A 25672-nucleotide genomic window follows, 5' to 3' on the forward strand; every position below is an offset into this window, starting at 1 on the left:
CCGGCCACCACGATCGGCGCGGGGGACGCACGGCCTCAGCGCCTGAGCTTGTAGCCGAAGCCGCGGACCGTCTCGATCCGCTCCCGGCCCAGTTTCTTGCGCAGCCGCTGGACGGCCAGGTCCACGACCCGGCTGTCGCCGTCCCAGCCGTACTCCCAGACGTTGCGGAGCAGGGTGTGGCGTTCCAGCACGATGCCCGGGTGGGCCGCGAACTCCAGGAGCAGCTTCAACTCGGTGGGGGTGAGCGCCACCGGGCTTCCGGAGACGAACACCTCCATCCCACCGGTGTCGACGGTCAGATCGCCGAAGACCAGTACGTCCGCCTCCCGACCGGCGGCGGGCTCGCCGCCCGGGGCGGGCGCGTAGGAGGCCCGACGCAGCAGCGAGCGGATGCGTGCCACGAGTACGTTCGTCTCCACCGGCTTGACCACGTAGTCGTCGGCCCCGGCCTCCAGACCGGCGACGACATCGAGGCCGTCGCCGCGGGCGGACATCATCAGCACCGGCACCAGGCTGGTCTCGCGGACCCGGCGGCACAGCCCGATCCCGTCGAGGCCGGGCAGCATCACGTCGAGGATCAGCAGGTCGAAGGCTTCGTCGTCGCGGAAGGACTCCAGCCCGGTCAGTCCGTCGGCCGCGGCCGTGACCCGGTAGCCGTAGCGTTCGAGGGCGACGGCGAAGGACCGGCGCATCAGCTCGTCGTCCTCGACCAGCAGCACGCGGACCGGAGGTGGAGATTCCGGAGCCGGGGCGGGTGAGGGCACGGGCGGGACTCCTGTTCGGACGGGTCGGGCGAAGTGCCGCTCCGGCGTGAACCCACGCGCGGCCGGCGACCCGGAAGGAACGATACGGGAGGCATCGGACGCGGCGGCCGAGGTCGGGGCCGGGTGCGCGATTCGATCGGCAGCCGAGCGCCCATCGATACACGGCGGATACAAACGGCCGCGCCCGGACGCGTACGACCTCGTACACCGGTGGCACGTCGATCGAAATCGGCCTGAATGCCAGTGGTGCCGGCGGAAAACGGTCTGCTGAAGCGATGAGTCCGGTCGGGCCGCTGCATAGTCTGATCATCGGTCGATCAGGATCCGTATCGGGGGTCCACGGAGCGAGGAGAAACACTGATGGTCGGGTCGCGTGTCCTTGCCCTCGGGCACTATCAGCCGTCAAAAATCTTGACCAATGCCGATCTCGAGCAGATGGTCGACACCACCGACGAGTGGATCCGGAGCCGGGTCGGAATCAAGACGCGCCATGTGGCGGCCGAGGACGAGTCTGTTTCGGACATGGCCACGAAGGCCGCCGAGCACGCACTGGCCAACGCCGGACTCACCGGCGCCGACATCGACTTCGTCATCGTCGCCACCTGCACGGCGCTCGACCGCTCGCCCAACATGGCGTCCCGGGTGGCCGCCGCGGTCGGGGCGAGGACTCCCGCCGCCATCGACGTGAACACGGCCTGCTCCGGATTCCCGCACGCCATGGCACTGGCCGACCAGAGCATACGGACGGGTTCCGCAACGAAGGCCCTGGTCATCGGCGTGGAGAAGCTCACCGACTTCGCCGACTGGACCGACCGCACCACCTGTGTGCTCGTCGGCGACGGTGCGGGCGCGGCCGTCGTCGTCGCTTCCGAGGAGCCGGAGATCAGCCCGGTCGTGTGGGGCTCCGTACCCGAGATGGGTCGGGCCGTACGCATCGAGGCGCCGACCAACACCTTCGCCCAGGAAGGGCAGTCGGTCTACCGCTGGGCCACCACGACGCTCCCTTCGGTCGCCCTCCAGGTCTGCGAGCGGGCCGGCGTGAAGCCCGAGGAGCTGGGCGCCGTCGTCCTCCACCAGGCCAACCTGCGGATCATCGAACCTCTGGCGCGCAAGATAGGCGCGGTCAACGCCGTCGTGGCCAAGGACGTCGTCGACTCGGGCAACACCTCGGCCGCGAGCATCCCGTTGGCGCTGTCCAAGCTCGTCGAGCGGGGTGAGATCGAGAAGGGATCGCCCGTACTCCTCTTCGCGTTCGGCGGGGGTCTGTCCTACGCCGGCCAGATCATCAATTGCCCGTGACCGGCGCCGACGGATCGACGGCAACGGGGTTCCCGCGCGTGCCGTGGTGGCCGCTGCTGCGGGAGACGGCGACCGCGCCCCGGGCGCGGCTGCTGGTGTTCCCGCATTCCGGGTCCGGCCCCAACACCCTGTTCCCCCTCGTCGGCCCGCTGCCCGACCACGTGGAGGTGCTCGGGCTCTCGCTGCCCGGGCGGGAGCGCCGGTTCGGCGAGCCGCCGGGGTGCCGGCTCGACCAGGTACTGGACTCCGTGGCCGACGAGGTGCTCGGCCGGGACCCGCTGCCCACGGTGGTCTTCGGACACAGCCTCGGCGCACTCCTCGCCACCCGCGCCGCGCGCCTGCTCGGCCCGCACTGCCGGGCGGCCGTCGTCAGCGGGCAGGTCCCCGGCCGGACCCCGCGCCGGGCCCACGGCACCACCACCGAGGAGGACGCCGTCCGGCTGCTGCGGGACGGCGGCGGCACCCCGCAGTGGGTGCTGCACGACCCGGAGATGCTGGCGCACGTGACGCGCGTCCTGCGGGCGGACATCGAACTCAGCCGGGAGGCCGCGGTGGGGTTCGAGGACGTACGGCTCGACGTGCCCCTGCACGTGCTGGGCGGCACGGCCGACCCCCTGATCCCGCACGAACCGCTCGACGGCTGGGCCGACCACACGACCGGGGCGTGCCAGGTGCTCCGGTTCGACGGCGACCACTTCTTCCTGCTGGCCGACGCGCACCGCCCCACAGTCGTGGACGTGCTGCGCCGGGCACTCACGGAGGGCTGACCGGAGGGCCGACCGGACGGCCGGGGCGACCCGGGCCGGAGTCACGTGGCGCGTGACTCCGGCCCGCGGTCGGTCCCCACCCGGCGGGAGATCACGGCCGGATGACGCGGACCTGGTAACTGCCGTTGCGCAGTTCACCCACGACGGACACGCTGATGCCCGCCTTCTCGTCGGTGAAGGTCTCGCCCGGCCGGAACGGCGCGTCCGAGAGCTCCGCGTGCACATTGGGCCGCCGGGTGCAGCCGCCGCTCGTGCTCGCGCTGTCCGACACGGTGATCGGGCCGTGCCCGGTGTCCACGTCGGAGTCCACCTTGTAGATCAGGACGCCCGGCTTGCAGACGGCCTCGTCGTTCCCGGCCCGGGTCCGCACCTCCACCGCGTACCCGGTGCTCTCCGACAGCGGGATGAAGGCCAGCTTGGTGCCGCCATGTACCCCCAGCGGGGACAGGGTGTGGTCGCTGGTGCCCGACTTGGCCGCGCAGCTGATCTGCGTACTGTCCAGCCAGCCCAGCTTCCACTTGTGCCAGCCCATCAGGTCGTTGTTGGCACCCCAGTCCTCGCTCATGATGTCCCAGTGCCCGACCGTGCTCCCGCCGTCGGCGGTGTAGAGGTCGGGCAGCCCGAAGACGTGCCCGTTCTCGTGCGGGAGCACCCGGTAGCCGGTCTCCTGGTAGGTGCCGGAGCCGTCGTCCTGCCGGCTGTAGACGAAGGACGTGTTGGCCAGCGGCACCCCGTCGGCGACCGGAGCCTCGCCGTTGCCCGAGAAGGTCACCGACAGGACGGTGTCCAGGGCGGACGGCCCGGCGTTCGGCGTGACCAGGATGTTGATCAGGTCGTACCGGGTGAAGTCCACCTCGGGGTCGGCGGCCTTCGCTATGTGCTCGACGAGTTGCCGGTAGCCCGGCTCGTACGCGGACCCGCGCTCGATCCCGTACGCCGCGAAGGGCATCGGCATCCGCAGCCAGCCCTTTATCGGCGCCTCGGCCCGGTAGGCCAGCCGGCCGTAGGAACTGGTGCGGAACCATTCGGCTGTCTGGGGGAAGAACTCCGCCATCCGGTCCGCCGCCGTGCCCTCGCCCTTGGCGTCGGGGAAGTCGATCATCAGGTTCAGGGCCCGGATCTCGCCGGTGGAGCGCGAGTAGCCGGGCGGGGTCGGCATGCCCTCGGACATCTGCACACCCATGGTGCCAGCGATCCGGCAGGGCGCGAGAGCCGATTCGACGGTCGTGGCCACCGCTCCGGCCGCCGAGTTGCCGCGACTGGATATGCCCGTGCTCGCCGTTGCCGTGACGCCGAGGGCCAGCGCGGTCAGGCCGATGTACGCGCTGGTGCGACGTGGTCTGCGTATCCGGTGGCGGGTCTGCGGCATGGAGATCGCCTTCGGGTCCGCGGCAGCCGGCCCTGCCCGGTCTGCGCTCTGTTCGATCACCCTCCGCCGGGCGCGGCGCGCCCGCGCGTCGGGAGAGGCCGAACGTGGACACGCCGGTGACCCAGGTCACACGAGGGAGTGAAATAACCGGGGACCGGATCCCCGTTTGTACGTGAGTCCCGCTAAGCGGGGAGCGGCTCCCCGTTTGGGCGGGACGGTCGCGCAGTCCGCACCACGAGCCCGCGAGTCCGCGCCAGGGAGGCCCCGGAATGAAGAGCTCCACCAGTACCGCCCCGGCGCCCCGGCCCACCCCGGACCCGGCGCAGGCGCAAGGGTCGGTGCAAGGGCAGGCGCAGGGGCCCGCGGTCGGTGTTCCGCGTCCGCGCGCCGACGCCGTCCGCAACCGCGAGCGGATCCTGGCGGCGGCCCGCGAGGCCTTCGTCGAATCCGGCTCCGGGGCTCCCTTCGACGAGGTGGCCCGCCGGGCGGGCATCGGCAATGCCACGCTCTACCGGCACTTCCCCGACCGCCCCACCCTCGTCCACCACGTCGTGCTCTTCACGATGGGCCGGGTGACGGCCTCGGCCGAGGCCTCCCTCGCCGAGGAGCCCGACGCCTTCGCCGCCCTGTGCCGGTTCACGCACGCCGCCGCGGACGAGCGGATCGGCGCCCTGTGTCCGATGCTCGCCGACGGGTTCGACGGCGAACACCCCGAACTGCTGGCGGCGCGCACCGCGTTGGAGGAGGCCGTCGTCACCCTGCTGGCCGCGGGCCAGGACTCCGGGCTGGTCCGTACGGACATCGGCGTCGGCGACCTGATGGTCGCCCTGTCCCAGCTCAGTCGCCCGCTCCCGGGCACGGCGTGCCTCGACACCGACCGCTTCGCCCACCGCCATCTGCAGCTCTTCCTCGACGGGTTGCGGGCCCCGGCCCGCTCCGAACTCCCGGGTTCGGCAACGACCTTGGGCGACCTGCGGCAGAAAACCATGTGACACGCACAAAGCTTACGAACTAGCCTTTTTCAGTCATTCCGCACAGTGAAGTGGGTATCCCCATGTCAAAAACAGCCGCGAGCCTCGCGCCGGCTGCCGATCCCAGCCGCTGGAAGGCACTCGTCTTCATAGCCCTGGCCCAACTGATGGTCGTTCTCGACGCGACCATCGTGAACATCGCCCTCCCCTCCGCCCAGACCGACCTCGGCATCTCGGACGGCAACCGCCAGTGGGTCATCACCGCGTACGCGCTGGCCTTCGGCGGACTGCTCCTCTTCGGCGGTCGCATCGCCGACAAGTGGGGCCGTAAGAACGCCTTCGTCGTCGGTCTCGTCGGCTTCGCCCTGGCCTCCGCGCTGGGCGGCGCCGCGAACGGCGAGGCCATGATGCTCGGCGCCCGCGCGCTGCAGGGTGCCTTCGGCGCGCTGCTCGCACCGGCGGCCCTGTCACTGCTCGCCGTCATGTTCACCGACGCCAAGGAGCGGGCCAAGGCCTTCGGCATCTACGGAGCCATCGCGGGCGGCGGCGGCGCCGTCGGCCTGATCCTCGGCGGCTTCCTGACCGAGTACCTGAACTGGCGCTGGACCTTCTTCGTCAACATCCCCTTCGCGATCGTCGCGGCCGTGGGCGCCTGGATGGTCATCCGTGAGCCCGCCGGGTCCCGCAACCGCGCGCCCCTCGACATCCCGGGCGTGATCCTTTCCACCACCGGTCTCGTCGCCCTCGTGTACGGCTTCACCCGCGCCGAGTCCGCCGGCTGGTCGGACGCCCTGACGGTCACCATGTTCGTCGCCTCGGCGCTGCTGCTGTCCGCCTTCGTCCTCGTCGAGTCCCAGGTGAAGTCCCCGCTGCTGCCGCTGCGCGTCCTGCTGGAGCGCAACCGTGGCGGTGTCTACCTCTCGCTCGGCCTCGCCGTCATCTCGATGTTCGGCCTCTTCCTCTTCCTCACCTACTACCTGCAGGTCGTGAAGGGCTTCTCGCCCGTCAAGACCGGCTTCGCCTTCCTGCCGATGATCGCGGGCATGATCGCGGGCTCCACCCAGATCGGCGCCCGCCTGATGACCCGCGTCCCGCCGCGCCTGCTGATGGGCCCGGGCTTCATGGTCGCCGGCCTCGGCATGCTGCTGCTGACCCAGCTGGAGGTCGGGTCCTCGTACCCGGCGCTGATCCTGCCGGCGCAGCTGCTGCTCGGCCTCGGCATGGGTACGGCGTTCATGCCGGCGATGTCCCTGGCCACGCACGGGGTGAACCCGGCCGACGCCGGTGTCGCCTCCGCCATGGTCAACACCTCGCAGCAGGTCGGCGGCGCCATCGGCACCGCGCTGCTGAACACCATCGCCGCCTCGGCGACCACCGCCTACCTGACCGACCACGCGGCCGAGGCCGCTGCGGGCGGCCCGGCGGCGCAGCTGATCCAGGCACAGGCCATGGTCGAGGGCTACGCGTCCGCCATCTGGTGGGCGGTCGGCATCCTGGTCGCCAGCTCGGTCATCGCGCTGACGCTGATCAACACCGGCCGTCCGGGTGCCGGTGGCCCGGTGGCCTCCGGTTCCGGCGAGGAGGCCGAGCTCAAGGTCCCGGTGATCGCCCACTGATCGGGGCCGAGGGCCCACGGGAATGACTGATGACCCCGTCTCGTTCAAATTTGAACGAGACGGGGTTAGTCTGTTTCGGTACGCATTTCAACTACGCGGAGGAGCGCCCGCTGTGAACCGCATACCGGCCCTGTACCTGAGCCACGGCGCACCCCCGCTGGCCGACGACCCGATCTGGCCCGGCGAGCTCGCCGCCTGGTCCGCCGACCTGCCGCGCCCCCGGGCGATCCTGATGGTCTCCGCCCACTGGGAGGAGGCCCCGCTCGCCCTCGGCGCCACGGAGCGCGTCCCGCTCGTGTACGACTTCTGGGGCTTCCCCGAGCACTACTACCGGGTCCGCTACGACGCCCCCGGCGCCCCGGAGCTGGCCGCCTCGGTCCGCAAACTGCTGCGCGCCCCCGGCACCCCCGTCCAGGACATCCCCGACCGCGGCCTGGACCACGGGGCGTACGTCCCCCTGGTGGAGATGTACCCGGAGGCCGACATCCCGGTCCTCCAGATCTCCCTGCCCACGCTGGACCCGGCCGGCCTGATGGACATCGGCCGCAAGCTCGCCCCGCTGCGCGACGAGGGCGTGCTGATCGTGGGCAGCGGCTTCTTCACCCACAACCTGGCGGCGCTGCGCCACACGGGCCCGGGCGTCCCCGGCTGGTCGGCGGAGTTCGACGCGTGGGGCCGCGAGGCCCTGGCCGCGTCCGACGTGGACGCCCTGCTGGACTTCGAGCACAAGTCCCCGGCGGGCCGCCTGGCCCACCCCCGCACGGAACACTTCGCCCCGCTCTTCGTCACCCTCGGCGCGGCCGAATCCGACCTCACCGCCGCCCGCACCCCTGTGGACGGCTTCTGGATGGGCCTCTCGAAGCGCTCCCTCCAGTTCGGCTAGTGCTGTGACCCGGTGGACCTTTCCGGTCACAGCACCAGGACCGCGCGATGCACCGGTGGCCGCTTCGGTGACCACGAGCCCCTCGGCCGGTCCTGGCCCCTCAGTCGGACGGGTGGTGGCCCAGGCGCTTCTCGTACCAGCGGACGTCCCAGTACCGGCCGAACTTCCAGCCCGCCTCCGTGAACTCTCCGACCCGGCGGAAGCCGAAGCGCTCGTGGAGGCGCACCGAGGCCTCGTTCGGCAGGGCGATCCCGGCGAAGACGCGGTGCACGGGCTCCTCGGCCAGGGCCGCGAAGAGCGCCTCGTAGAGGAGCGTGCCGATGCCCCGGCCGACCGCGTGCGGCGCGAGGTAGACGCTCGCCTCCACCGATGAGGCGTAGGCCGGTTTGGGGCGGAATGCGCTGCTCGTGGCGTATCCGGCCATTCGATCGCCTGTCCAGGCAACCAGAAGCCGGTGCGGCCCGTCTTCAGGGTGGGAGTGCAGCCAAGGGCGGCGCTGTTCCGGAGTGAAGACGGCCGTGTCGAATGTGACGGCAGTCTCACGGACGTAGTGGTTGTAGAGGTCCGTGAGGGGCGCCAGATCGGCTTCCGTACCGGGCTTGACCTGCACCTCTTCGAGATCTTGTGACATCCGCTCCCCTCCGGTGGTGGGGCAGGATACTGCAAGATCTCGAAAAACAGGGAGCGGCGTGGGAATTCTGTCCCGATTCCAGTCGTTGTTTCCTTCGGAAGCGGGCACTCGGGAGAGTGTCCGTGACGCACCGGACCGGTCGGCAGCCGTCCGGCGGCGTCCACCAGCCGCACCGCGACCGAACACTTCGCAAGGGAGCACGCATGGCAACCCGCGCCGCCGCCCGCCGTCAGTCCACGAGCAGCGCCCGCGCTGTGGGCGGGGAGATCGCAGACCGCGACCTGGTCGGCATGTACCTGGACGAGATCGCGCGCACCCCGCTGCTCGACGCCGCCAAAGAGGTGGAGCTCTCCCAGATCATCGAGGCGGGCGTCTACGCCCAGCAGATCCTCGACGGCGCGATAGAGCGCGACGGGGACACCCCGGCCCGCGAGGAGCTGGAGACGCTGGCCGCCGAGGGCGAGCGGGCCAAGGAAGTCTTCATCCGTTCGAACCTCCGCCTCGTCGTGGCCGTCGCCCGCCGCTATCCGCGCAGCGGCCTGCCCCTCCTCGACCTGATCCAGGAGGGCAACGCGGGCCTGGTCCGCGCCGTCGAGAAGTTCGACTACGCCAAGGGCTTCAAGTTCTCCACGTACGCCACCTGGTGGATCCGGCAGGCGATCACCCGGTCCATCGCGGACCAGTCCCGCACCATCCGCCTCCCCGTCCACCTCGTCGAGGAGCTCGGCCGGATCCGCCGCGTCCAGCGCGAGTTCAACCGCGAGAACGGCCGCGAGCCGGAGCACGCCGAGATCGCCGCCGAGCTGGACTCGACGGAGAAGCGCGTGGGTGACGTACTGGACTGGGCGCGCGACCCGGTCAGCCTCAACATGTCGGTCGACGACGACGGCGACACGCAGTTCGGTGACCTCCTGGAGGACACCTCGGCGATCTCGCCCGAGCAGTCCGTGCTCTCCCTGCTGCGCAGCGAGGAGCTGGAGGACCTGCTGGGCAAGCTCGACCAGCGCACGGCGTCGATCATCAAGATGCGGTACGGCATCGACGACGGCCGCGAGCGGACGCTGACGGAGGTCGGCAAGCAGCACGGCCTGACCCGTGAGCGGATCCGCCAGATCGAGAAGCACGCGCTCCTGGAGTTGAAGCGGATGGCGCGCGACACCGGCTTCGACGCGGTGGCCTGACCGGCCCCGCCCCCGAACGAGCCCCGGTGCCTATCCCCCCCAGGCGCCGGGGCTCTCTCCTGCCCGGCACAACCCAGCCCCGCCGGCGTTTGAGGCGCGGGGGTCCGGGGGCGGAGCCCCCAGGGGCCGTGGCGGAGCCCCGGCTACGGCGCGCCCGCCGCCGACGTGAGCCGAGCGGCCAGCGCACCGGCCGCATCCCGAAGCGCCGCAGGCCCCCGCACGGTGAACGCCAGCCCCGTCAGGGCCAGCCGGGCCACCGTCCACTCCGGCACGTCCGCGCTCTCGAAGCTCACCGAGGTCCGCGTCCCGTCCCCCGGCACGGCCGCGGCCCGCAGCCAGGCCGGCAGCTCCGCGGGGCCCGCCGCGAAGTCGACCTCCACCCGGTACGGCTGCTTCTCCCCGCCCCGCAGCCCCCGCCGGACGAACTCCTCCGCCTCCATCGGCAGGTCCCGCCGCGCGAACCGGGCCCCCGTCGCGAAGGCCTCGTCGACCCGGTCCACCCGGAAGGTCCGCCAGTCCTCCCGCTCCAGGTCGTAGGCGACCAGGTACCACCGGCTCCCGGTGCTCACCAGCCGGTACGGCTCCACCAGCCGCCGCGACTCGGCCCCGTTCCCCGCCCGGTACGCGAACCGCAGCCGCTCCGGCCCCGCCACCGCCGCCGCCATCGTGGTCAGCGTCCGCGGGTCGACGCTCGCCCCGTCGCCGCGGGACAGCGCGATCGTGGCCGATTGGAGCGCGCTCACCCGGTGCCGCAGTCGTGAGGGCAGGACCTGCTCCAGCTTCGCCAGGGCCCGTACGGAGGCCTCCTCGACCCCCTCGATCGCATGGCCGGCCCCCGCCCGCAGCCCCACCGCGATCGCCACCGCCTCCTCGTCGTCCAGCAGCAGCGGGGGCATCGCCGCCCCCGCCACCAGCCGGTATCCGCCCTCGGCGCCCAAGGTGGCCTCCACCGGGTAGCCGAGGTCCCGCAGCCGCTCGATGTCGCGCCGGATGGTTCGCGCGCTCACGTGCAGCCGCTGTGCCAGCTCGCTCCCTGGCCATTCCCGCGGGGTCTGCAGGAGGGACAGCAGGGACAGCAGTCGTCCGGGTGTGTCGGTCATGGATCCAGGCTGCCGGCGAAATAGGACACGGACTGACCTAGACGCCGTCTAAGTTTCTCCTCATGAGCACCGAGACGTCCAAGACATCGCCCGAAAGAGAGAACGGGCCCGTACAAGAAGAGCGGAACGACGTAGCCCACGACGCACCCAGCTCGTCCGCCGACCGCCGCCGCTGGCTGGCGCTCGCCATCGTGATGACCGCGGCCTTCATGGACCTGGTCGACGTCACGATCGTCAACATAGCCATCCGCACCATGCGTGAGGACTTCGGAGCCTCCACCAGCGCGATCCAGTGGATCACCGCGGGCTATGCCCTCGCCTTCGCCGCAGGCCTGATCACCGGCGGCCGTCTCGGTGACATCTACGGCCGCAAGCGCGTCTTCCTCATCGGCATCGCCGGGTTCACCGCGGCCTCGCTGCTCTGCGGCATCGCCGCGAACCCGGACATCCTCGTCGTGGCCCGACTCCTCCAGGGCGGTATGGCCGCTCTGATGGTGCCGCAGGTCCTGGCGATCATCCACGTCACCTTCCCGCCCCAGGAGCGCGGCAAGGTCTTCGGCATGTTCGGCGCGATCGTGGGCCTCGCCGCCGTCTCGGGTCCGCTGCTCGGCGCGCTGCTCATCGAGTGGGACCTCTTCGGTCTCGGCTGGCGCCCGATCTTCCTGATCAACCTGCCCGTCGGCATCATGGGCGTGATCCTGGGCCGCAAGTTCATCGCCGAGTCCAAGGCCCCCAAGGCGCTGCGGCTGGACCTGGTCGGCGTCGTCCTCGCCACCCTCGCCCTGGTCCTGCTGATCTTCCCGCTGACCCACGGCCACGAGAACGACTGGCCGCTGTGGGGCTTCGTCTGCATGGGCGCGGCGCCGTTCGTCTTCGCCGCCTTCATCGCGTACGAGAAGTACAAGATCAAGAAGGATGGTTCTCCGCTCGTCGAGCTCTCCCTCTTCAAGGTCAAGAGCTTCGCCGGCGGTATCGCCGTCCAGCTGACCTTCGGCATCGCGACCGGCATCTTCTTCCTGGTCTGGACGATGTACATGCAGATGGGCCTCGGCTGGAGCGTGCTGCGCGCGGGCCTGACCGGCATCCCGTTCTCCATCGCGGTCTCGGTCGCCGCCGGCCTCTCGGTCGAGAAGCTCGTCCCCCGCTTCGGCCGCAAGGTGCTCCAGGCCGGCGCGCTGGTCATGGCCGCCGGTCTGCTCCTCTACATCTGGGAGTCGCAGCACTACGGGATGGAGATCGCCTCCTGGCAGATGGCCGCCCCGCTGATCGTGATGGGCGTCGGCATGGGCCTGATCGTGGCTCCGCTGAACGACACCGTGCTCTCCCAGGTGCCGCGCGAGCACGCCGGATCCGCCTCGGGTCTGATCAACACCACCGGCCAGATGGGCAACGCGCTGGGTCTCGCGCTGACCTCCGTCGTCTTCTTCGGTCTGATCGACGACGACATGGTCTTCGGCCCGCCGTACGTGGAGGCCTTCCGCGGCGCGCTGTGGTGGGTCGTGGCCGTACTGGTCGTGATCTTCGCGGTGATGTTCGTACTGCCGCGCAGGGCGCTGCCGATGGAGGAGCGCGAGGGCGCCGCCGAGCACGCCGGCCGCACCCCCGAGAAGGTCCCGGTCGCCTGAGCCGGCCCCCACGCACCATCGAACGGACATGTCCGCCCTCCGGGGCGGCATGTCCGTTCTTTTTTGTTTCCGTCCACACCCTTGCGTACAGTGGTGCGAATCCGCCAATTAGTGAATGAAACGGACATGTATCCAGATGTGCGCACCGGAGCGACGTCCCGAGATCCCGCACCTCGCCCCCGACGACAAGGCCTTGATCGAGGCCGCCGGTACGGAAGTCGTGCTCGCATGATCCTCACCGTCACCCCCAACCCCTCCCTCGACCGGGCCTACGAGGTCCCCCCGCTGGACCGCGGCCGAGTGCTGCGCGCCGGCGGTGAACGGGTCGACCCCGGGGGCAAGGGCGTCAACGTCTCCCGCGCCGTGGCCGCCGCGGGTGTCCGTACGACGGCGGTCCTCCCGCTCGGCGGCGCCCCCGGCATCCTTCTCGCCGAACTCCTCGGCGCTCAGGGCGTGGACGTCACGGCCGTCTCGATCACCGGTCAGACCCGCTCGAACATCGCGCTCACCGAACCCGACGGCACCCTCACCAAGATCAACTCACCCGGCCCGGCGCTCTCCCCGCAGGAATCCGCCCTCCTCCTGGACACCGTCCGCTCCGCCGCCACCGAAGCCACCTGGGTCGCCTGCTGCGGCAGCCTCCCGCGCGGCGTCGGACCCGACTGGTACGCCGACCTGGTCGCCCGGGCGCACGCGGCGGGCGCCCGTATCGCCCTGGACCCTTCGGGCCCCGCGTTGCCGGAGGTGGCGGCGGCCCGGCCGGAAGTGATCAAGCCTGACGCGTCCGAGCTGGCGACCGCGGTGGGACGCCCGCTGCCCACCCTGGGGGACGTGGTCAAGGCCGCCGAGGAGCTCCGCGATCGGGGCGCGGGGGCCGTACTGGCCTCCCTCGGCGGGGACGGCCAACTCCTGGTCTCGGCGGAGGGCACCTACTACGGCACCGCCCCGGCCCCGGTGGTGCGCAGCACCGTAGGGGCGGGCGACGCCTCGCTGGCCGGCTTCCTGATCGCGGGCGGCACCGGCCCGGGCGCCCTCGCCTCGGCCCTGGCCCACGGCGCGGCCGCCGTCCAACTGCCGGGCAGCGCCATGCCGACCCCGGCGGACCTGCGCCCCGACCGGGTCCGCGTCACCGAGGACCCACCCCTGGACCTCCAGCTCACCGACCCCGGTACCCCCTAGGGGGTGTCTCGCCGGTCAGGGCGGATCACCGTACGCGGGCGCGCAGTTCCATCGCTCCGCGGGCGGCCGCCTCGCTCTCGTACACCTCGCACATGTGCCGCCCGTCGGGCGTCGCCGTGTGCTCGACCTCCCACAGGCTGACCTCGGTCCCGTCCAGCAGCACGAAGGCGTGCTCGTACAGGCTGAAACCCGCGCCCCGCCCGTCCGCGAGGCAGTGCCGCGCGCCGAACGCCTGCGTGATCTGGTGCGCGTACGCCGACCGCAGCAGCGTCGTCACCGGCTCACCCGGCCGGTCGGCGTTCTCCGCGCGGCGCAGCACCCGCCGGGCGTGGTCGGCGGAGTCCTCCACCGCGTACTCCCGGTGCCGGCGCATCGGGGCCTGGGCCGCGTACAGCGCGCTCAGCAGCGCCACGTCGCCCTCCGGCTCGTCCTCGCCCGGCACCAGCACCGGGTCCGGGGACGCCCCGGCCGAGGCCTCACCGAACAGCCGGGTCACGGCCAGGCAGGTCTCCGCCTTGCTCGCGAAGACCTCGTGCCGGACGGACCGGTCGCCCTCCAGTCGGTAGGTCAGCTCCCACAGCGAGACCGAACCGCCGTCGGTCAGCAGATAGGTGTGCCGGTGGGTCTCCCGCCAGATGCCCGCCTCCGGGCTGTGGTGGGTGGTGTAGAGCGAAGAGCTGTGGGCGAGCGCCGTGCCGAGGCGCTCGACCAGCCTGTCCGGCAGGTCGAAGGAGTTGAGGGCGCGGCCGAGGAGTCGTTCGAGGTGCGCCTCGGTTGTCTCGTACGGATCGCTCAAGGTGGGTCTCCAGGCCGTCGCAGCTTGTCACTTCGCGGAAGCTCAACGTAACCCCTGGTTCTGACATCACGTCCGGGGTTCGGTAAAACGTCCGGGAAGCATCGGAGGTTCCCGCCACACCTTCAGGTCAACTTGCGTACGGATGAGCACGGTTGGGCCCGATCTGAGGGGGAGCGCGGGAGTATGGGCCACATGGCAACGAATACAGTGGGCCTCCCGCGCCAGCAGGTACGGCCCCGTAGTGGACACGAGGGCGAACAGGGTCCCGCTCCGTCGGGGTTGGCCTGGCTGCTGGCCGTCACCGGGGCGGCCGGGCTGCTGGCCTCGTGGGTGATCACCCTCGACAAGTTCCTCCTGCTGGAGGACCCGGACTTCAAGCCCGCGTGCAGTCTCAACCCGGTCGTCTCCTGCGGCAGCGTGATGACGAGCGAGCAGGCGGCGGCCTTCGGCTTCCCCAATCCGATGCTGGGGCTCGTCGCGTACGCCGTCGTGGTCTGCGTCGGCGTGAGCCTGCTGGCGGGCGCCCGCCACCGCGGCTGGTTCTGGCTCGGACTGAACGCCGGCACGCTCTTCGGCGTCGGCTTCTGCAGTTGGCTGATGGTCCAGTCGCTCTACGAGATCAACGCGCTCTGCCTGTGGTGCTGTCTGGCCTGGGTCGCGACCCTGCTGATGTTCTGGGCGGTCACCGCGCACAACGTCCGTACGCGCGTCCTGCCCGCCCCCGGCCCGCTGCGGGGCTTCTTCACCGAATTCGGCTGGGCCCCGCCCGCCCTGCACATCGGAGTGATCGGCATGCTGATCCTCACCCGCTGGTGGGACTTCTGGACCGGCTGACCGCCGGGGGCGGAACATGAAGAGGGCCCCGGCGGCTGGACGCCGCCGGGGCCCTCTTCATTCACTCCACAGGCTCAGCGGCCCGCGATCACCCGAAGGGCGGAGGAACCGGAGATCAGCTGCCGGCCGAGAGGTTGCCGGAGAGGACCGGGATGTTGTCCAGGATGTGCGAGAGCGGCTCGTCGCCCTTGGCCTGGGTCGAGTTCTCGGTGCACTGCTGGTTCTGCGGGTTGGACAGGACGTTGATGTCCTGGACGCCGATGTTGAGCGCGGCGAGGATCGACTGGGCGTTGACCTTCGCCGGCAGGCCGATGCAGGGCTTGTTGAGGGTGCCCTGGACCAGGCTGAGCTGCGGGCTCATGTCGCCGTGGGTCTTCTGGTTGCCGTAGATCTGCTGGGCACCGTTGCCGTTGACGGTGTTGACCCCGTTGTCGTTGCCGATGGCCATGGCCGGGGCCGCGGCGGCAGCGCCCGCGCCGATCGCAACGGCGGAGACCGCGGCGGCGGTCATGAACTTCTTGAACATCTTGATCCTTCTGTCGCACGAGTGCCCGCTGATGGAGCGCCCTGGTCAACTGCCCGACCTGGGGGTTGGTTCCGCTGCTTCACTCAAACGGCCTGCGAGTGTCGAGGTTTTCCCCACCCCGGGTGAGTGGGCTCCGGACGCCTGCGCGAAGCCCGTACGCGGCCGGCACCGATCGGGGTTCCGGTTGCGCACCGTGCGAGGTCTTCGCACGGTGGGTGAGGAAGCGGAACGATTGGGTCCGCTCCCGTGTCCCCACCACGAAGGAACATCCATGCACCGCACGAAGCCGTCCCGCGCCCGCCTCCTCGTCCCGGCGGCCCTCGCCGTCGTCATACTGTCCGGCGCGGCTGCCCCCGCGGGCGCCGTGGAGGGTGACGGCTCCGCGGCCCTCACCGATCGAGTGGCCTCCGTCAAGAAGCAGGTCGGGAAGATCGAGCGGCGCGCGGCGGCCGCCGGTCCCATCGACGACCTCCTGGCGGGCCTCACCAAGACCCTCGAAGGTCTTCTCGCGACGGTCGGGGGTCTGCTGCCCGCCGGGGTGACGCTGCCGCCGATCGAGCTGCCGAAGCTGCCGGACATCAAGCTCCCCGAGCTTCCCGACCTGTCCGGCCTCATCCCCCAGCTCCCGCCGGTGGACGCCCTGCCCGAGGTCCCGAACGCCCCGGCGATCCCGAACACCCCGGCGATCCCGGACACCCCCGTGATTCCCGAGCTTCCGGACATTCCGGCCCTCCCGTAGGGCCGGTACAGGCCGGTAACCCGTCGGATGGTTACGACAATTGAGCCGAACAGGTCTCATCGTGCGCGTGGCCGTGTCGTCTGGGAAGCTGGACCGTTTCGCTCGATGTGAGCCCCGGATCGGGGCAGAACGTCGAACAGAAGGTGCACTTCCCATGAACTCTGCCAAGAAGGCCGCCCTGGTCCTGGCCACCGCTGGTCTCGCCGCGGCCGGTGCCGCCGGCTCCGCCGCCGCCGACTCGTCGGCCGAGGGCGCGGCCGTGGGTTCCCCCGGCGTCCTGTCCGGCAACCTGCTCCAGGTGCCGGTGCACGTCCCGGTCAACGTCTGCGGCAACACCGTGAACGTCGTCGGCCTGCTGAACCCCGCGTTCGGCAACGTCTGCATCAACCACTGACGTCTGCACCGACTGTGGGCGCCCCGGCCTTGCCGGTGGCGCCCACAGTCGTGTCGGCGGGTGGCCGGCCGGGACGGTTCACTGACCGCCGTTGAGCTTCACGCCACCGAGCATCGGGGACGCCTGGGTGGCGCCGTTCGCGAGGCCGAGCACGGTGCCGGGTACGTCGTTGCGGACCTTGTTGACCCTCTGGGCGGTCCCCACGACCTTGTTGACGGTGTCGCCCTGCTCGGCCAGCCCGTTGCCGACCGTCTGCGGAAGGGATTCGGAGACGGGCCCGACGGCGTTCAGCGTCTCGGTCACCCCGCCGGTCAGGCTCATCGGGGGCATCGCGGCCGCGGGCTCGGCGGCGAAGGCGGTGGCGGAGGCGCCGAGGGCGGCGACGGAGCCGACGACGACAGCGGCGACCTTCGTGAGCTTCATTATCGAAATCCTCTTCTTTCGTGGACAGAGGCGTCAGTGGCGACCGTCGCGCCACTTTCACCCTGGGTAACGATTACCCGTCGCTACGGAAACGCGAACGCGCGCGCTTATGTGGTGCGGGCATGACAGTGGCCGGAGAATCTGACGAGGGATTCTCCGGCCGATATTTATTCCGATTACCGGTATTGCCGGTCAGGAGACGCGCGACCGCCGGTACAGAATGGCGCCGCCCAGGATCAGGGCGGTGGCGAGGGCCGCCGCGGCCGCGGGCTGCCCCGCGCCGGTCTCGGCCAGCATGGGCCCGGTCACGTGCGCCGGAGCGGGGGCCGACGGCTGTGGTACGGGAGCGGGCGCGGGGACGGGCGCCGGCGCCGGGGCGGGGGCCGGCACCGGGGGGAGGGTGACCGGGGTGTCACCGCCCGGGGCGGCCGGCGGCTGGTCCGCGGGAGGTACGACCTCGGGCGCGGGCAGCGGAGCCGGAGCCGGGTGCTCCACGGGCAGGCTGCCGTGCGGCGGTCCGGGGGCGGGCCCCTCCTCCACCACGGGAGCCGGGCCGGGCGCGGGGGCCGGCAGGGGGTGCGGAGCCTCCTCGACCGGGGCCGGGGCGGGCTCCGGGGCGGGCAGCGTGTGCGGCGGCTCCTCGACCGGGGGCGCCGGGGCCTCCGGGACCGGTTCCGGCGTGGGCAGCGGGGCCGGGTGCTCCTCCACCGGTTCCGGCATGGGGTGCGGCCGCTCGGGCGCGGGGGGAGCGTGGTGCGCCGGCGGGGGCGGCGGTGACGACTCGGGGTGGTCGTCGCACTCCTCCTTGCCCCGCTGCTCACCGGGGCCGCCGTAGCCACCTTCGTGGCGCGGCTCCTCCTGGCGCGGCTTCGCGTGCCGCGGTCCGTCCTGTCGGGGCTGCTCGTGGCGGGCCTGCTCGTGCCGGGGCTGCTCGTACCCGCCCGCGTGACGCGGCGATCCGTGGCGCTGCTCCGGCACCGCGTGCCGGCCCTCGCGCTCGTCGAGGTGGCGCTCGAGGGCCCGGGCGTTCTCGGGGCTGAGGTAGCGCCCGTAGTCGTAGCCGTCGTCCGTGTGCGAACCGGTGTCGGTGACGCACGTGTTCCCCATCGCAGGGTTGAGCGCCGCACCGCCGTCCACGCTGTTGCCGCACACGTTCGGTGCGAAGGTGATCGGTACCGAGACGCTGTTGCCGGCCAGCACGCCCGGTGAATGCGAGGCCTCGGCGCTCGCTCCGGGGTGCGCGTAGGCCGCGCCGGTCGCGATCGACAGCAGACTCGACGCGGCTGCCGCCGTGAGCATCCCCTTGCCCAGTACCTGTCGGCTCAGTACCTGTCGCATGGGTCCTTCCCTGTCTACCGGCGCCATGGCCGGTGTGGAATCGGAGGTGGCCTCGGAGTGCACCGCCGTGCACTCCGAGGCCACCCCGAGGAGGCTTGCCCTCGCGGGCAGAAGCGCTTCGTCAGGCGTTGACGCAGGTGTTGCCGAACGCCGGGTTGAGCAGCGCGATGATGTTCACGGTGTTGCCGCAGACGTTGACCGGGACGTGGACCGGCACCTGGGCCAGGTTGCCGGACAGGACGCCGGGAGAACCCACGGCCTTGCCGTCGGCGGCCGAGTCGGCCATGGCGGGGGAGGCGGCACCGGCGAGCATGAGAGCGCCGGCGGCCAGCACCACTGCCTTCTTGTACGTCATTTTAATTTCTTTCCTTCCCGCAGAGGCGTGTCCACTGCAGAATTAACAACGAGCGGTTCGGGAAAAAGAAACCGCACATTCTCGGTGGCCTGTCGGTAATTCACCCCGATGCCCGGTCCGCTGTTCGGATCGAATTCCGGGGGCCGACGGATGTGTATCGACAATTCAGGGGGCCGGGAAGTTTTCCGGCCCTGCATGCGGCGAGGCCGCCGCGACCCGGTGGGTGCGACGGCCTCGCGGGCGGGGCCTCGGTCAGCTGCCGTTCGAGACGTTGCCGGAGAGGACCGGGATGTTGTCCAGGATGTGCGAGAGGGCCTCGTCGCCCTTGGCCTGGGTGGAGTTCTCGGTGCACTGCTGGTTCTGCGGGCTGGACAGGACCGGGATGTCCTGGACGCCGACGTTGATCAGGGCCAGCACGGACTGCACGTTGGCCTTCGCGGGGAGGGCGATGCAGGGCTTGTTGAAGGAGCCCTGGATCAGCGCCATCTGCGGGCTCATGTTGCCGTAGGTGGCCTGGTTGCCGTAGATCTGCGCGGCGCCGTTGCCCTGGACGGTGTTGACGCCGTTGTCGTTGCCGATCGCCATCGCCTGCGGAGCCATGGCGGCGCCGATGCCCACGACCGAGGCGGCAACCGCGGCCGAGGCCATCATCTTCTTGATCATTGTCGTCCCTTTTTTGCAGGATTGCCCGGTAGCGGAGCACCCGGATCAACGCCGCCACCCCGGTTCGGGTTGCGTGGCTTCACCCGGATGCGGGCGTTTCGGGCGGCACGGTTGACGGTCAGGCGCTGATGCAGGTGTTGCCGAACGACGGGTTCAGCAGGGCGATCACGTTCACCGTGAGGCCGCAGGCGTTGACCGGGACGTCGACGGGCACCTGGAGCAGGTTGCCGCTCAGGACGCCGGGGGACCCCGCCGTGACGCCGTGAGCCGTCGCGCCGTCCCCGCCGTGCGCGGAGGCGAGGCCCGCGCCGCCGATCAACGCGGCGGCGCCCGCGACGGCGATGGTGGTGCCGCGCACCAGCCTCTTCTTCATCTCCGTATTTCCTTTCGGTTCGAACAATGGTGCAACCCATAACGACCCGCCCGTTGCGAGGGTGCGTGCTATCGCCCAAAAGGCCGTACGAGCGAGTCCGACGTGATTTCCGGCCCGAGTTCTGACAAAGTTCACTCCTGTTTTGTCCCCTTGATCGAAAATGGAGACAGGGTCATGGGTTCCTCCCGCAGAATCCTCGGCACGCTCGGTCTGCTGTCCTGCCTCACCCTTTCCGTGAACCCCCAGACGGCGGGGGCGGCGGCTCCCGCTCCCAAGGAGCTGCCCCGGATCCCCTTCACCCAGCGTTACCAGTCCGTGCAGCACGGCGGGCTGGTGCGCGCCTCCAACTCCGGAATCAGCTGCCGCAAGGAGCAGGCCCCGCAGGCCGAGCCGTGCGCCGAGGTCAAGAAGGGTGCGGCGGGGGTCAACAGCGACTTCGAGATGTTCTACAGCGAGGTCGACAAGGACCCGGACACCTACAACTCCACCCGGGCCGAGCTCAAGGTCCCGCAGGGCGCGAAGGTCTCGTACGCCCGGCTCTACTGGGGCGGGAACCTCCGGGTGGGTGAGCAGAAGCCGCCGGAGGACGACGGCCGGGTGCTGGTCGCCGAACCCGGCGGCGCGTACAAGGAGGTCCTCGCCGACACGGTGATGGGCCACCGCACGGACGCGGGCAGCGACGCCTACCAGGCTTCCGCCGACGTGACCCCACTGGTCCGCAAGGGTGGCGCCGGCATGTGGACGGTGGCCCAGCTCAACATCGCGATGGGCCACTCCGAGGTGGGGGCCTGGGGCGGCTGGACGCTGGTCGTCGCCTACGAGCACCCGCAGGAGCCGGTACGCCGGATCTCGCTGTGGGACGGCTTCGAGTCGCTCGCCGCCCGGGCGGGGGACGGAACCGTCGAGATCGAGGGACTGGACGCACCGGCCGGCTCCGCGGGCCGGATCGGCGTGGTCGGGTACGACGGGGACCGCGGCACCCTCGGGGATTCACTCACCGTGACGGCCGACAGTGGCCGCCGGGTGAGTCTCAGCGATGGAGAAAATCCTTTTAATGATGTTATGAATTCCACGATCACGGAATTCGGCGATCAGTCGTTCGTGCGACAGCCCGAACATGTGAATAATCTCGGATATGACGCGGACGTGTTCGACCTGAGCCCCGCGCTGTCCGATGGTGCCCGCAGTCTGAACTTCAGGTTCACGGGTGAAAGTCAGGGTCATTTCCTCGGTGTGCTCTTCGTTCAGACAGACGCGCGCCGCTGAACGTAGGAGACCACTCCACGTGCCCAGTCAACCTCGGTCGGCACAGCCCACGACCGTCCTCCATCTCGTACAACCCGTCGACGGCGGTGTGGCCAGGGTCGTCACCGACCTCGTCCGCGCGCAGACCGCCGAAGGGCTGCGCACCGTCGTCGGGTGTCCGCCCGGCGGCACCCTCGGCCACACCGCCCGTGCCGCCGGGGCCGAAGTGCTCACCTGGCGCGCCGGGCGGGCCCCCGGGCCCGGGCTGCCCGCCGAGATCATCGGCGCCCGGCAGGTGCTCCACCGGGTACGCCCCGACCTCCTGCACGCCCACAGCGCCAAGGCCGGCCTCGCCGGCCGGCTCGCCGCACGCGGGAGCCTGCCCACCGTCTACCAGCCCCACGCCTGGTCCTTCGACGCGGTCGGCGGCGCCACCGGCGCGCTCGCGCTGCGCTGGGAGCGGTACGGGGCCCGCTGGGCCGATCGGGTGCTCTGCGTCAGCGACGCCGAACGCCGCGCGGGCGAGACAGAGGGGATCACCGCCCGTTGGTCGGTGATCCGCAACGGCGTGGACCTGGACCACTTCCGCCCCGGCGGACCGGACCCCGACCGGGACCGGGCCCTGGCCCGCGCCGAACTGCCCCTGCCCGCGGACTTCCCGGCCGACGGGCCGCTCGCCGTCTGCGTCGGCCGGATCTGCCACCAGAAGGGGCAGGACATCCTGCTGAAGGCCTGGCCCGAACTGCTCGCCACCGTCCCCGGAGCCCGCCTCGCCCTCGTCGGGGACGGCCCCGACACCGAACGGCTGCGCCGCATCGCCGCGCAGTCCGGCGCCGGCGTGCACTTCGCGGGCGCCGCCGCCGACATCCGACCGTGGCTTCGGGCCGCCGATCTCGTTGTACTGCCGTCGCGGTGGGAAGGCATGGCGCTCGCCCCGCTCGAAGCCATGGCCTGTGGCCGCCCGGTCCTGGTCTCCGACGTCAGCGGTGCCAGGGAAAGCCTGCCGCCGGGCCAGGGACGCCTGTGCCTGGTGCCGCCGGAGGACCCGACGGCCCTGGCCGAGGCCCTGGGACGGCTGCTCGCCGGGCCGCAGCTCCTCGCCGAACTCGGCGAGCAGGCCCGGCAGCACGCCCGGACCGACTTCGACGTGCGGCGGACCACGGACGCGGTCACCGGTCTGTACCACGAACTGCTGGGCAGGCCCCGGCCCTTGAACCAGGAGCGCATCAGCCGATGACGATGGACAGCGCACCCGCCCGGCACACCGGGCAGGGCGGCACGGGGCCCACCGGCGCAGGCGCCTTCGCGCCCGCGCACCCCGCTACGGCCCGCCGTTCAGCGACCGCCATCCACCCCCCGCGCGGGCCCCGGGCCGAGCAGGCCCGCTCCGCCGTACGCACCCGGCGCGTCCGCCGTCGCGGCCGCGTGCTCCCGCTGCTCACCGCCGACGCGCTGGCCGCCGTACTCACCGCGACGACCCTGCCCGCGACGGCGCCGCCCGTCTTGTACGCGGCGCCCCTCCTGCTCGCCGCGCTGCACGCGCGGGCCGGGCTCTACCGGCCGCGGCTCGCCCCCTCCGCACTCCTCGAACTGCCCGTGCTGGCCGCGCGGTCCGCCGTCCTGTGGTGCTCGGTCGCCGCCGTGACGGCCGCCGCCGCCCCGGCCCGGGCCATCGGCTGGAGCGCCCTGCTCACCGCCGTCTGCCTGCAGGCCGTACTGGCCTGCGCGGGACGCGGCCTCGTCAACCAGCTCCACCGCCGCTCGGCCGTACGCCGCCCCGCCTCCGCCCTCGTCGTCGGACCCGGCGCCGGGGCGAGCGCGGTGGCCGCCGCCCTGCACGGCCGCCCCGAGTTCGGGCTGCGCCCGGTCGGACTCGCCGACACCGCGACGCCCGCCGAGGGCGACGGGGGCGGCGCCCTGCCGCTGCTCGCCACCCACGAGGACATCCGGCGCGCGGTCATCCAGAACTCCGTCGGGCACGCGGTGTTCACCCGCCCCCCGGAGTCCGACGAGCGCACCGCCTCCCTGGTCCGCCTCTTCCACGACCACGGCTGCCGGCTGTGGCTCGCCGACCCGGCCGGCACCGCCAAGATCACCGGCATGCGGGTGGCGCACCCCACCGACCAGCTGTGGGGATACGCCGTGCAGCCGCTGCTGCCGCGCCCGTCCCGGCCGTTGGAGCGCTGGGCCAAGCGGGGCATCGACACCGTGTTCGCCCTGATCGCCCTGCTCGCCGCCGCACCCGTGATGGGGGCGTGCGCGCTGGCCGTACGGGTCTGGGACGGGCCGGGGGTGATCTTCCGGCAGGAGCGGGTCGGCCTGTACGGGCGCCCCTTCACCCTGCTGAAGTTCCGTACCCTGCGCGCCGACGCGCACGAGGCCGCCACCCGCTGGACCGTCGCCGGTGACCGCGGGATGAGCCCGGTCGGGTCCTTCCTGCGCAAGTCCTCGCTGGACGAGCTGCCACAGCTGTGGAACGTCGTACGCGGTGACATGGCCCTGGTCGGGCCCCGCCCCGAACGGCCCTTCTTCGTCGCCAAGTTCTCCACCGTGCATCCCGGCTACGAGGCCCGGCACCGGATGCCCGTCGGCATCACCGGCCTCGCCCAGATCAACGGCCTGCGCGGGGACACCTCCATCGAGGACCGGGCCCGCTTCGACAACCACTACATCGACACCTGGTCGCTGTGGCAGGACCTGTGGATCCTCGCCCGCACCGCGGCCTCCTTCTTCCGCTTCCGGCTGGGGGGCAGCTGATGAGTCTCGCCCTACCGGGCCGGTGGGTCCGGCCCGACGTGCCGGGTCTGCTGCGCCGGCACTGGCCGCTTCTGCCGCTCGCCGCGACCGTGCTGTTCCTGCTCGCCCCGCTCCCGGCGGGGGACGCCACCGCCTCCGGGAAGGTCGGCCCGGCCGACGCGGCCTCGCTGCTGCTGGTCCTCGTCTGCGCGGTGCAGGCGCTGCGCGGCCGGGTGCGGGAGCTGACCCCGCTGGGCGTGCTCGTGCTCGGGGCGCCGGCCGTGGGCCTCGCGGTCGCCACGATGACCGCGGGGGACCCGTACGCCGCCCTGCCCGGCTTCGTGCGCTACCTGCAGGTCTTCGTCCTGGTCCCGGCGGCCGTGGTGCTGCTGGTGCGCGACGCGGCGGAGTTCCGGCTGGCCGCCGGGTGCTTCGTGGTCCTGGCGCTGGTGCAGGGCGCGGTGGGGGTCGTGCAGTACGCCACCCACACCGGGGCCTCGTACCAGGGCGAGGACGTCCGGGCCGTCGGCACCTTCGGCCCCGGTGACGTCATGGGCATGGCCACCGTCGTGGCGTACGGGCTGATCGTGGCGACCGCCGCCGGGCTCGCTCCGGGCCTGCCGCGTCGCCTGCGGCGGATCGCCGGCGGCTGCGCGCTCGTGCTGATGCTCCCGCTGGTGCTGTCCTTCAGCCGGGGCGCGTGGATCGCCACCTTCGGCGCGGCGGTACTGGTGATGGCCCTGGTCGGGATCCGGCGGGCCCTGAAGGTGGTCGCCGCGCTGGCGGCCGCCGGAGTGGTCCTGGTCGGCGGCTTCGGGGTCGGTTCGGAGATGGTTGCCGAGCGGCTCACCTCCATCACCCAGGTCTCCAGCGCCCCCGACCAGTCGGTGACCGACCGCTACACGATGTGGGCCGCCGCCGAGTCGATGTGGCGCGAGCGGCCGGCGGTCGGGGTGGGGCTCAAGGGCTTCCCGGCCAACCGGGACGGGCACGCCTCGCTGGGCCTGTCCTCCGGCAGCGACACCGCGGGCGCCGGCCAGGCGTACCTGCGCCAGCCGCTGCTCTCCCCGCACAACATGTACCTGCTGATCCTGAGCGAGCAGGGCCTGATCGGCCTGATCGCCCTCGCGGGAGGCTGGGCGGCCCTGCTGGTGGCGGGGCTGCGCCGGCTCGCCTCCGGCGGGGGAGTCAGGGACTGCGGGCTGATCGCGATCGGGCTGTTCGTGTGGCAGCTGACCGACTTCCTCTACGCGGACATCGGGGGGCCGTCCACGGTGCTGACCGGAGTGATCATCGGCCTGGCGGCCTGGTGGGCGCTTCCCTCCCGGGGGGTTGCGGATTCCGGGACCGCCTCCGCGGTGGGTTCACGGGGTAGGGCCCCCGGGGTTGCGGCGCGCCGGTGACGGGCACGACGCCTTGGCGGCCCGCCTCCGGCCCTCCGGCCGGTCCCGGGGGTTACCCCCCCCCCCGGCCCCCCGGCCGGGGCGGGCCACGCCCGTGTCCCGGGTGCCCCGGACCCCGGCCCGTTGCGCTTCCCCGCGGGGACGGACCCCGCGTCCGCCGGCTCCCCGCGGACCGTGCCCGTGCCCGTGCCCGACGTGCCGGCTCCGGTCGCCGGGGCCCCGAGAAGCGCACCCGCGGCCGGGCGGACCGCCGCAGGGCCGTCCGTACCGGCCGCTGCCGACCCGGGATTCGTCGCCGGGGGCCTGCCGGGCCGGGACGATGCCACGGCGGACCGCGGGTTCGTCGCCGGGGGGCGCCCGGGCGGTGATCCGGCTGCACGCAGGCCCGTGTTCGGCTCCGCCGGATATCCGGGCCGAGCCTCGGGCAAGCACAGCGTGCGGGTGGCGGCGCGGGCCGACAGC

General features: G+C 71.8%; 26 protein-coding genes and 1 pseudogene. 16 read left to right on the top strand and 11 right to left on the bottom strand.

Annotated features, from left to right (window positions below):
• Positions 1-35: 35 nt before the first annotated feature.
• Positions 36-764 (bottom strand): two-component system response regulator CseB, encoded by a 729-nt coding sequence (gene cseB / locus AB8A24_RS04180; RefSeq protein ID WP_328962997.1) that lies wholly within the window; start codon positions 762-764, stop codon positions 36-38.
• 360 nt (positions 765-1124) lie between these two features.
• On the opposite strand from cseB, the gene AB8A24_RS04185 reads away from it, so the two are divergent.
• Positions 1125-2063 (top strand): beta-ketoacyl-ACP synthase III, encoded by a 939-nt coding sequence (locus AB8A24_RS04185; protein ID WP_328962998.1) that lies wholly within the window; start codon positions 1125-1127, stop codon positions 2061-2063.
• Positions 2060-2830: an alpha/beta fold hydrolase gene (locus AB8A24_RS04190; RefSeq protein ID WP_328962999.1), complete on the top strand. Its 771-nt coding sequence runs from the start codon at positions 2060-2062 to the stop codon at positions 2828-2830. The genes AB8A24_RS04185 and AB8A24_RS04190 overlap by 4 nt, the downstream gene beginning before the upstream one ends.
• Positions 2831-2921: 91 nt before the next feature.
• Here AB8A24_RS04190 and AB8A24_RS04195 read toward each other — a convergent pair whose 3' ends face one another.
• Entirely contained in the window at positions 2922-4199 is a 1278-nt protein-coding gene (locus AB8A24_RS04195) for a M6 family metalloprotease domain-containing protein (protein WP_328963000.1), read from the bottom strand.
• 269 nt (positions 4200-4468) lie between these two features.
• Between AB8A24_RS04195 and AB8A24_RS04200 the strand changes: the two genes are divergently transcribed.
• From AB8A24_RS04200 to AB8A24_RS04210, 3 genes are all read left to right on the top strand, one after another.
• On the top strand, positions 4469-5191 hold the full coding sequence (locus AB8A24_RS04200) for a TetR/AcrR family transcriptional regulator (RefSeq protein WP_328963001.1): 723 nt from the start codon (positions 4469-4471) through the stop codon (positions 5189-5191).
• 62 nt (positions 5192-5253) lie between these two features.
• On the top strand, positions 5254-6786 hold the full coding sequence (locus AB8A24_RS04205; protein WP_328963002.1) for an MFS transporter: 1533 nt from the start codon (positions 5254-5256) through the stop codon (positions 6784-6786).
• A gap of 112 nt (positions 6787-6898) precedes the next feature.
• Positions 6899-7669, top strand: a complete 771-nt coding sequence (locus tag AB8A24_RS04210; RefSeq protein ID WP_328963003.1) for a class III extradiol ring-cleavage dioxygenase — start codon at positions 6899-6901, stop codon at positions 7667-7669.
• Positions 7670-7769: 100 nt separating this feature from the next.
• Here the strand turns inward: AB8A24_RS04210 and AB8A24_RS04215 are convergent, their stop codons facing one another.
• Positions 7770-8300 carry an N-acetyltransferase family protein gene (locus AB8A24_RS04215; protein ID WP_328963004.1) on the bottom strand — a complete coding sequence of 177 codons (531 nt, stop codon included), beginning with the start codon at positions 8298-8300 and terminating at the stop codon, positions 7770-7772.
• Between the two features lie 203 nt (positions 8301-8503).
• On the opposite strand from AB8A24_RS04215, the gene AB8A24_RS04220 reads away from it, so the two are divergent.
• Positions 8504-9481, top strand: a complete 978-nt coding sequence (locus AB8A24_RS04220; RefSeq protein WP_328963005.1) for a sigma-70 family RNA polymerase sigma factor — start codon at positions 8504-8506, stop codon at positions 9479-9481.
• Positions 9482-9624: 143 nt separating this feature from the next.
• Here AB8A24_RS04220 and AB8A24_RS04225 read toward each other — a convergent pair whose 3' ends face one another.
• Positions 9625-10581: a YafY family protein gene (locus AB8A24_RS04225; RefSeq protein WP_328963006.1), complete on the bottom strand. Its 957-nt coding sequence runs from the start codon at positions 10579-10581 to the stop codon at positions 9625-9627.
• A 62-nt stretch (positions 10582-10643) separates the two neighbouring features.
• On the opposite strand from AB8A24_RS04225, the gene AB8A24_RS04230 reads away from it, so the two are divergent.
• Together AB8A24_RS04230 and pfkB are read left to right on the top strand one after the other, a co-directional pair.
• Positions 10644-12206: an MFS transporter gene (locus AB8A24_RS04230; RefSeq protein ID WP_328963007.1), complete on the top strand. Its 1563-nt coding sequence runs from the start codon at positions 10644-10646 to the stop codon at positions 12204-12206.
• Between the two features lie 228 nt (positions 12207-12434).
• Positions 12435-13385 (top strand): 1-phosphofructokinase, encoded by a 951-nt coding sequence (gene pfkB, locus AB8A24_RS04235; protein ID WP_369474749.1) that lies wholly within the window; start codon positions 12435-12437, stop codon positions 13383-13385.
• A gap of 25 nt (positions 13386-13410) precedes the next feature.
• On the opposite strand, the gene AB8A24_RS04240 is transcribed toward pfkB, so the two are convergent.
• Positions 13411-14181 carry a DUF6227 family protein gene (locus AB8A24_RS04240; RefSeq protein WP_328963009.1) on the bottom strand — a complete coding sequence of 257 codons (771 nt, stop codon included), beginning with the start codon at positions 14179-14181 and terminating at the stop codon, positions 13411-13413.
• A gap of 192 nt (positions 14182-14373) precedes the next feature.
• On the opposite strand from AB8A24_RS04240, the gene AB8A24_RS04245 reads away from it, so the two are divergent.
• Entirely contained in the window at positions 14374-15015 is a 642-nt protein-coding gene (locus AB8A24_RS04245; protein ID WP_328963010.1) for a vitamin K epoxide reductase family protein, read from the top strand.
• A 115-nt stretch (positions 15016-15130) separates the two neighbouring features.
• Here AB8A24_RS04245 and AB8A24_RS04250 read toward each other — a convergent pair whose 3' ends face one another.
• The gene (locus AB8A24_RS04250; protein ID WP_266384442.1) at positions 15131-15541 is read right to left on the bottom strand and encodes a rodlin; all 411 of its coding nucleotides are present in this window, start codon (positions 15539-15541) and stop codon (positions 15131-15133) included.
• Positions 15542-15812: 271 nt separating this feature from the next.
• On the opposite strand from AB8A24_RS04250, the gene AB8A24_RS04255 reads away from it, so the two are divergent.
• Both AB8A24_RS04255 and AB8A24_RS04260 read left to right on the top strand, forming a co-directional pair.
• Positions 15813-16280 (top strand): hypothetical protein, encoded by a 468-nt coding sequence (locus AB8A24_RS04255; protein WP_369474752.1) that lies wholly within the window; start codon positions 15813-15815, stop codon positions 16278-16280.
• Between the two features lie 154 nt (positions 16281-16434).
• Positions 16435-16674 carry a chaplin gene (locus tag AB8A24_RS04260; RefSeq protein ID WP_266384449.1) on the top strand — a complete coding sequence of 80 codons (240 nt, stop codon included), beginning with the start codon at positions 16435-16437 and terminating at the stop codon, positions 16672-16674.
• A 78-nt stretch (positions 16675-16752) separates the two neighbouring features.
• Here AB8A24_RS04260 and AB8A24_RS04265 read toward each other — a convergent pair whose 3' ends face one another.
• From AB8A24_RS04265 to AB8A24_RS04285, 5 genes are all read right to left on the bottom strand, one after another.
• Complete coding sequence (locus AB8A24_RS04265) at positions 16753-17097, bottom strand: hypothetical protein (protein WP_030717239.1); 345 nt, start codon at positions 17095-17097, stop codon at positions 16753-16755.
• A gap of 192 nt (positions 17098-17289) precedes the next feature.
• Complete coding sequence (locus tag AB8A24_RS04270) at positions 17290-18435, bottom strand: chaplin (RefSeq protein ID WP_369474754.1); 1146 nt, start codon at positions 18433-18435, stop codon at positions 17290-17292.
• Positions 18436-18556: 121 nt separating this feature from the next.
• Complete coding sequence (locus AB8A24_RS04275; protein WP_328963013.1) at positions 18557-18790, bottom strand: chaplin; 234 nt, start codon at positions 18788-18790, stop codon at positions 18557-18559.
• 252 nt (positions 18791-19042) lie between these two features.
• Entirely contained in the window at positions 19043-19453 is a 411-nt protein-coding gene (locus tag AB8A24_RS04280) for a rodlin (RefSeq protein WP_030011310.1), read from the bottom strand.
• A gap of 118 nt (positions 19454-19571) precedes the next feature.
• The gene (locus tag AB8A24_RS04285) at positions 19572-19826 is read right to left on the bottom strand and encodes a chaplin (protein WP_328963014.1); all 255 of its coding nucleotides are present in this window, start codon (positions 19824-19826) and stop codon (positions 19572-19574) included.
• Between the two features lie 174 nt (positions 19827-20000).
• Between AB8A24_RS04285 and AB8A24_RS04290 the strand changes: the two genes are divergently transcribed.
• The 5 genes and pseudogenes from AB8A24_RS04290 to AB8A24_RS04310 form a co-directional block, all read left to right on the top strand.
• The gene (locus AB8A24_RS04290; RefSeq protein WP_328963015.1) at positions 20001-21092 is read left to right on the top strand and encodes a DUF3344 domain-containing protein; all 1092 of its coding nucleotides are present in this window, start codon (positions 20001-20003) and stop codon (positions 21090-21092) included.
• Positions 21093-21111: 19 nt separating this feature from the next.
• Positions 21112-22308, top strand: a complete 1197-nt coding sequence (locus tag AB8A24_RS04295) for a glycosyltransferase (protein ID WP_369474758.1) — start codon at positions 21112-21114, stop codon at positions 22306-22308.
• 2 nt (positions 22309-22310) lie between these two features.
• Entirely contained in the window at positions 22311-23828 is a 1518-nt protein-coding gene (locus tag AB8A24_RS04300; protein ID WP_328965943.1) for an exopolysaccharide biosynthesis polyprenyl glycosylphosphotransferase, read from the top strand.
• A complete protein-coding gene (locus AB8A24_RS04305; RefSeq protein ID WP_328963017.1) occupies positions 23828-25210 on the top strand; it encodes an O-antigen ligase family protein in 1383 nt (460 codons plus the stop codon). The genes AB8A24_RS04300 and AB8A24_RS04305 overlap by 1 nt, the downstream gene beginning before the upstream one ends.
• Before the next feature lie 180 nt (positions 25211-25390).
• Positions 25391-25672, top strand: a pseudogene (locus AB8A24_RS04310) (hypothetical protein); the annotation flags it as partial.

The organism is Streptomyces sp. BF23-19 (assembly GCF_041106355.1).
Classification (GTDB): Bacteria; Actinomycetota; Actinomycetes; order Streptomycetales; family Streptomycetaceae; genus Streptomyces; species Streptomyces virginiae_A.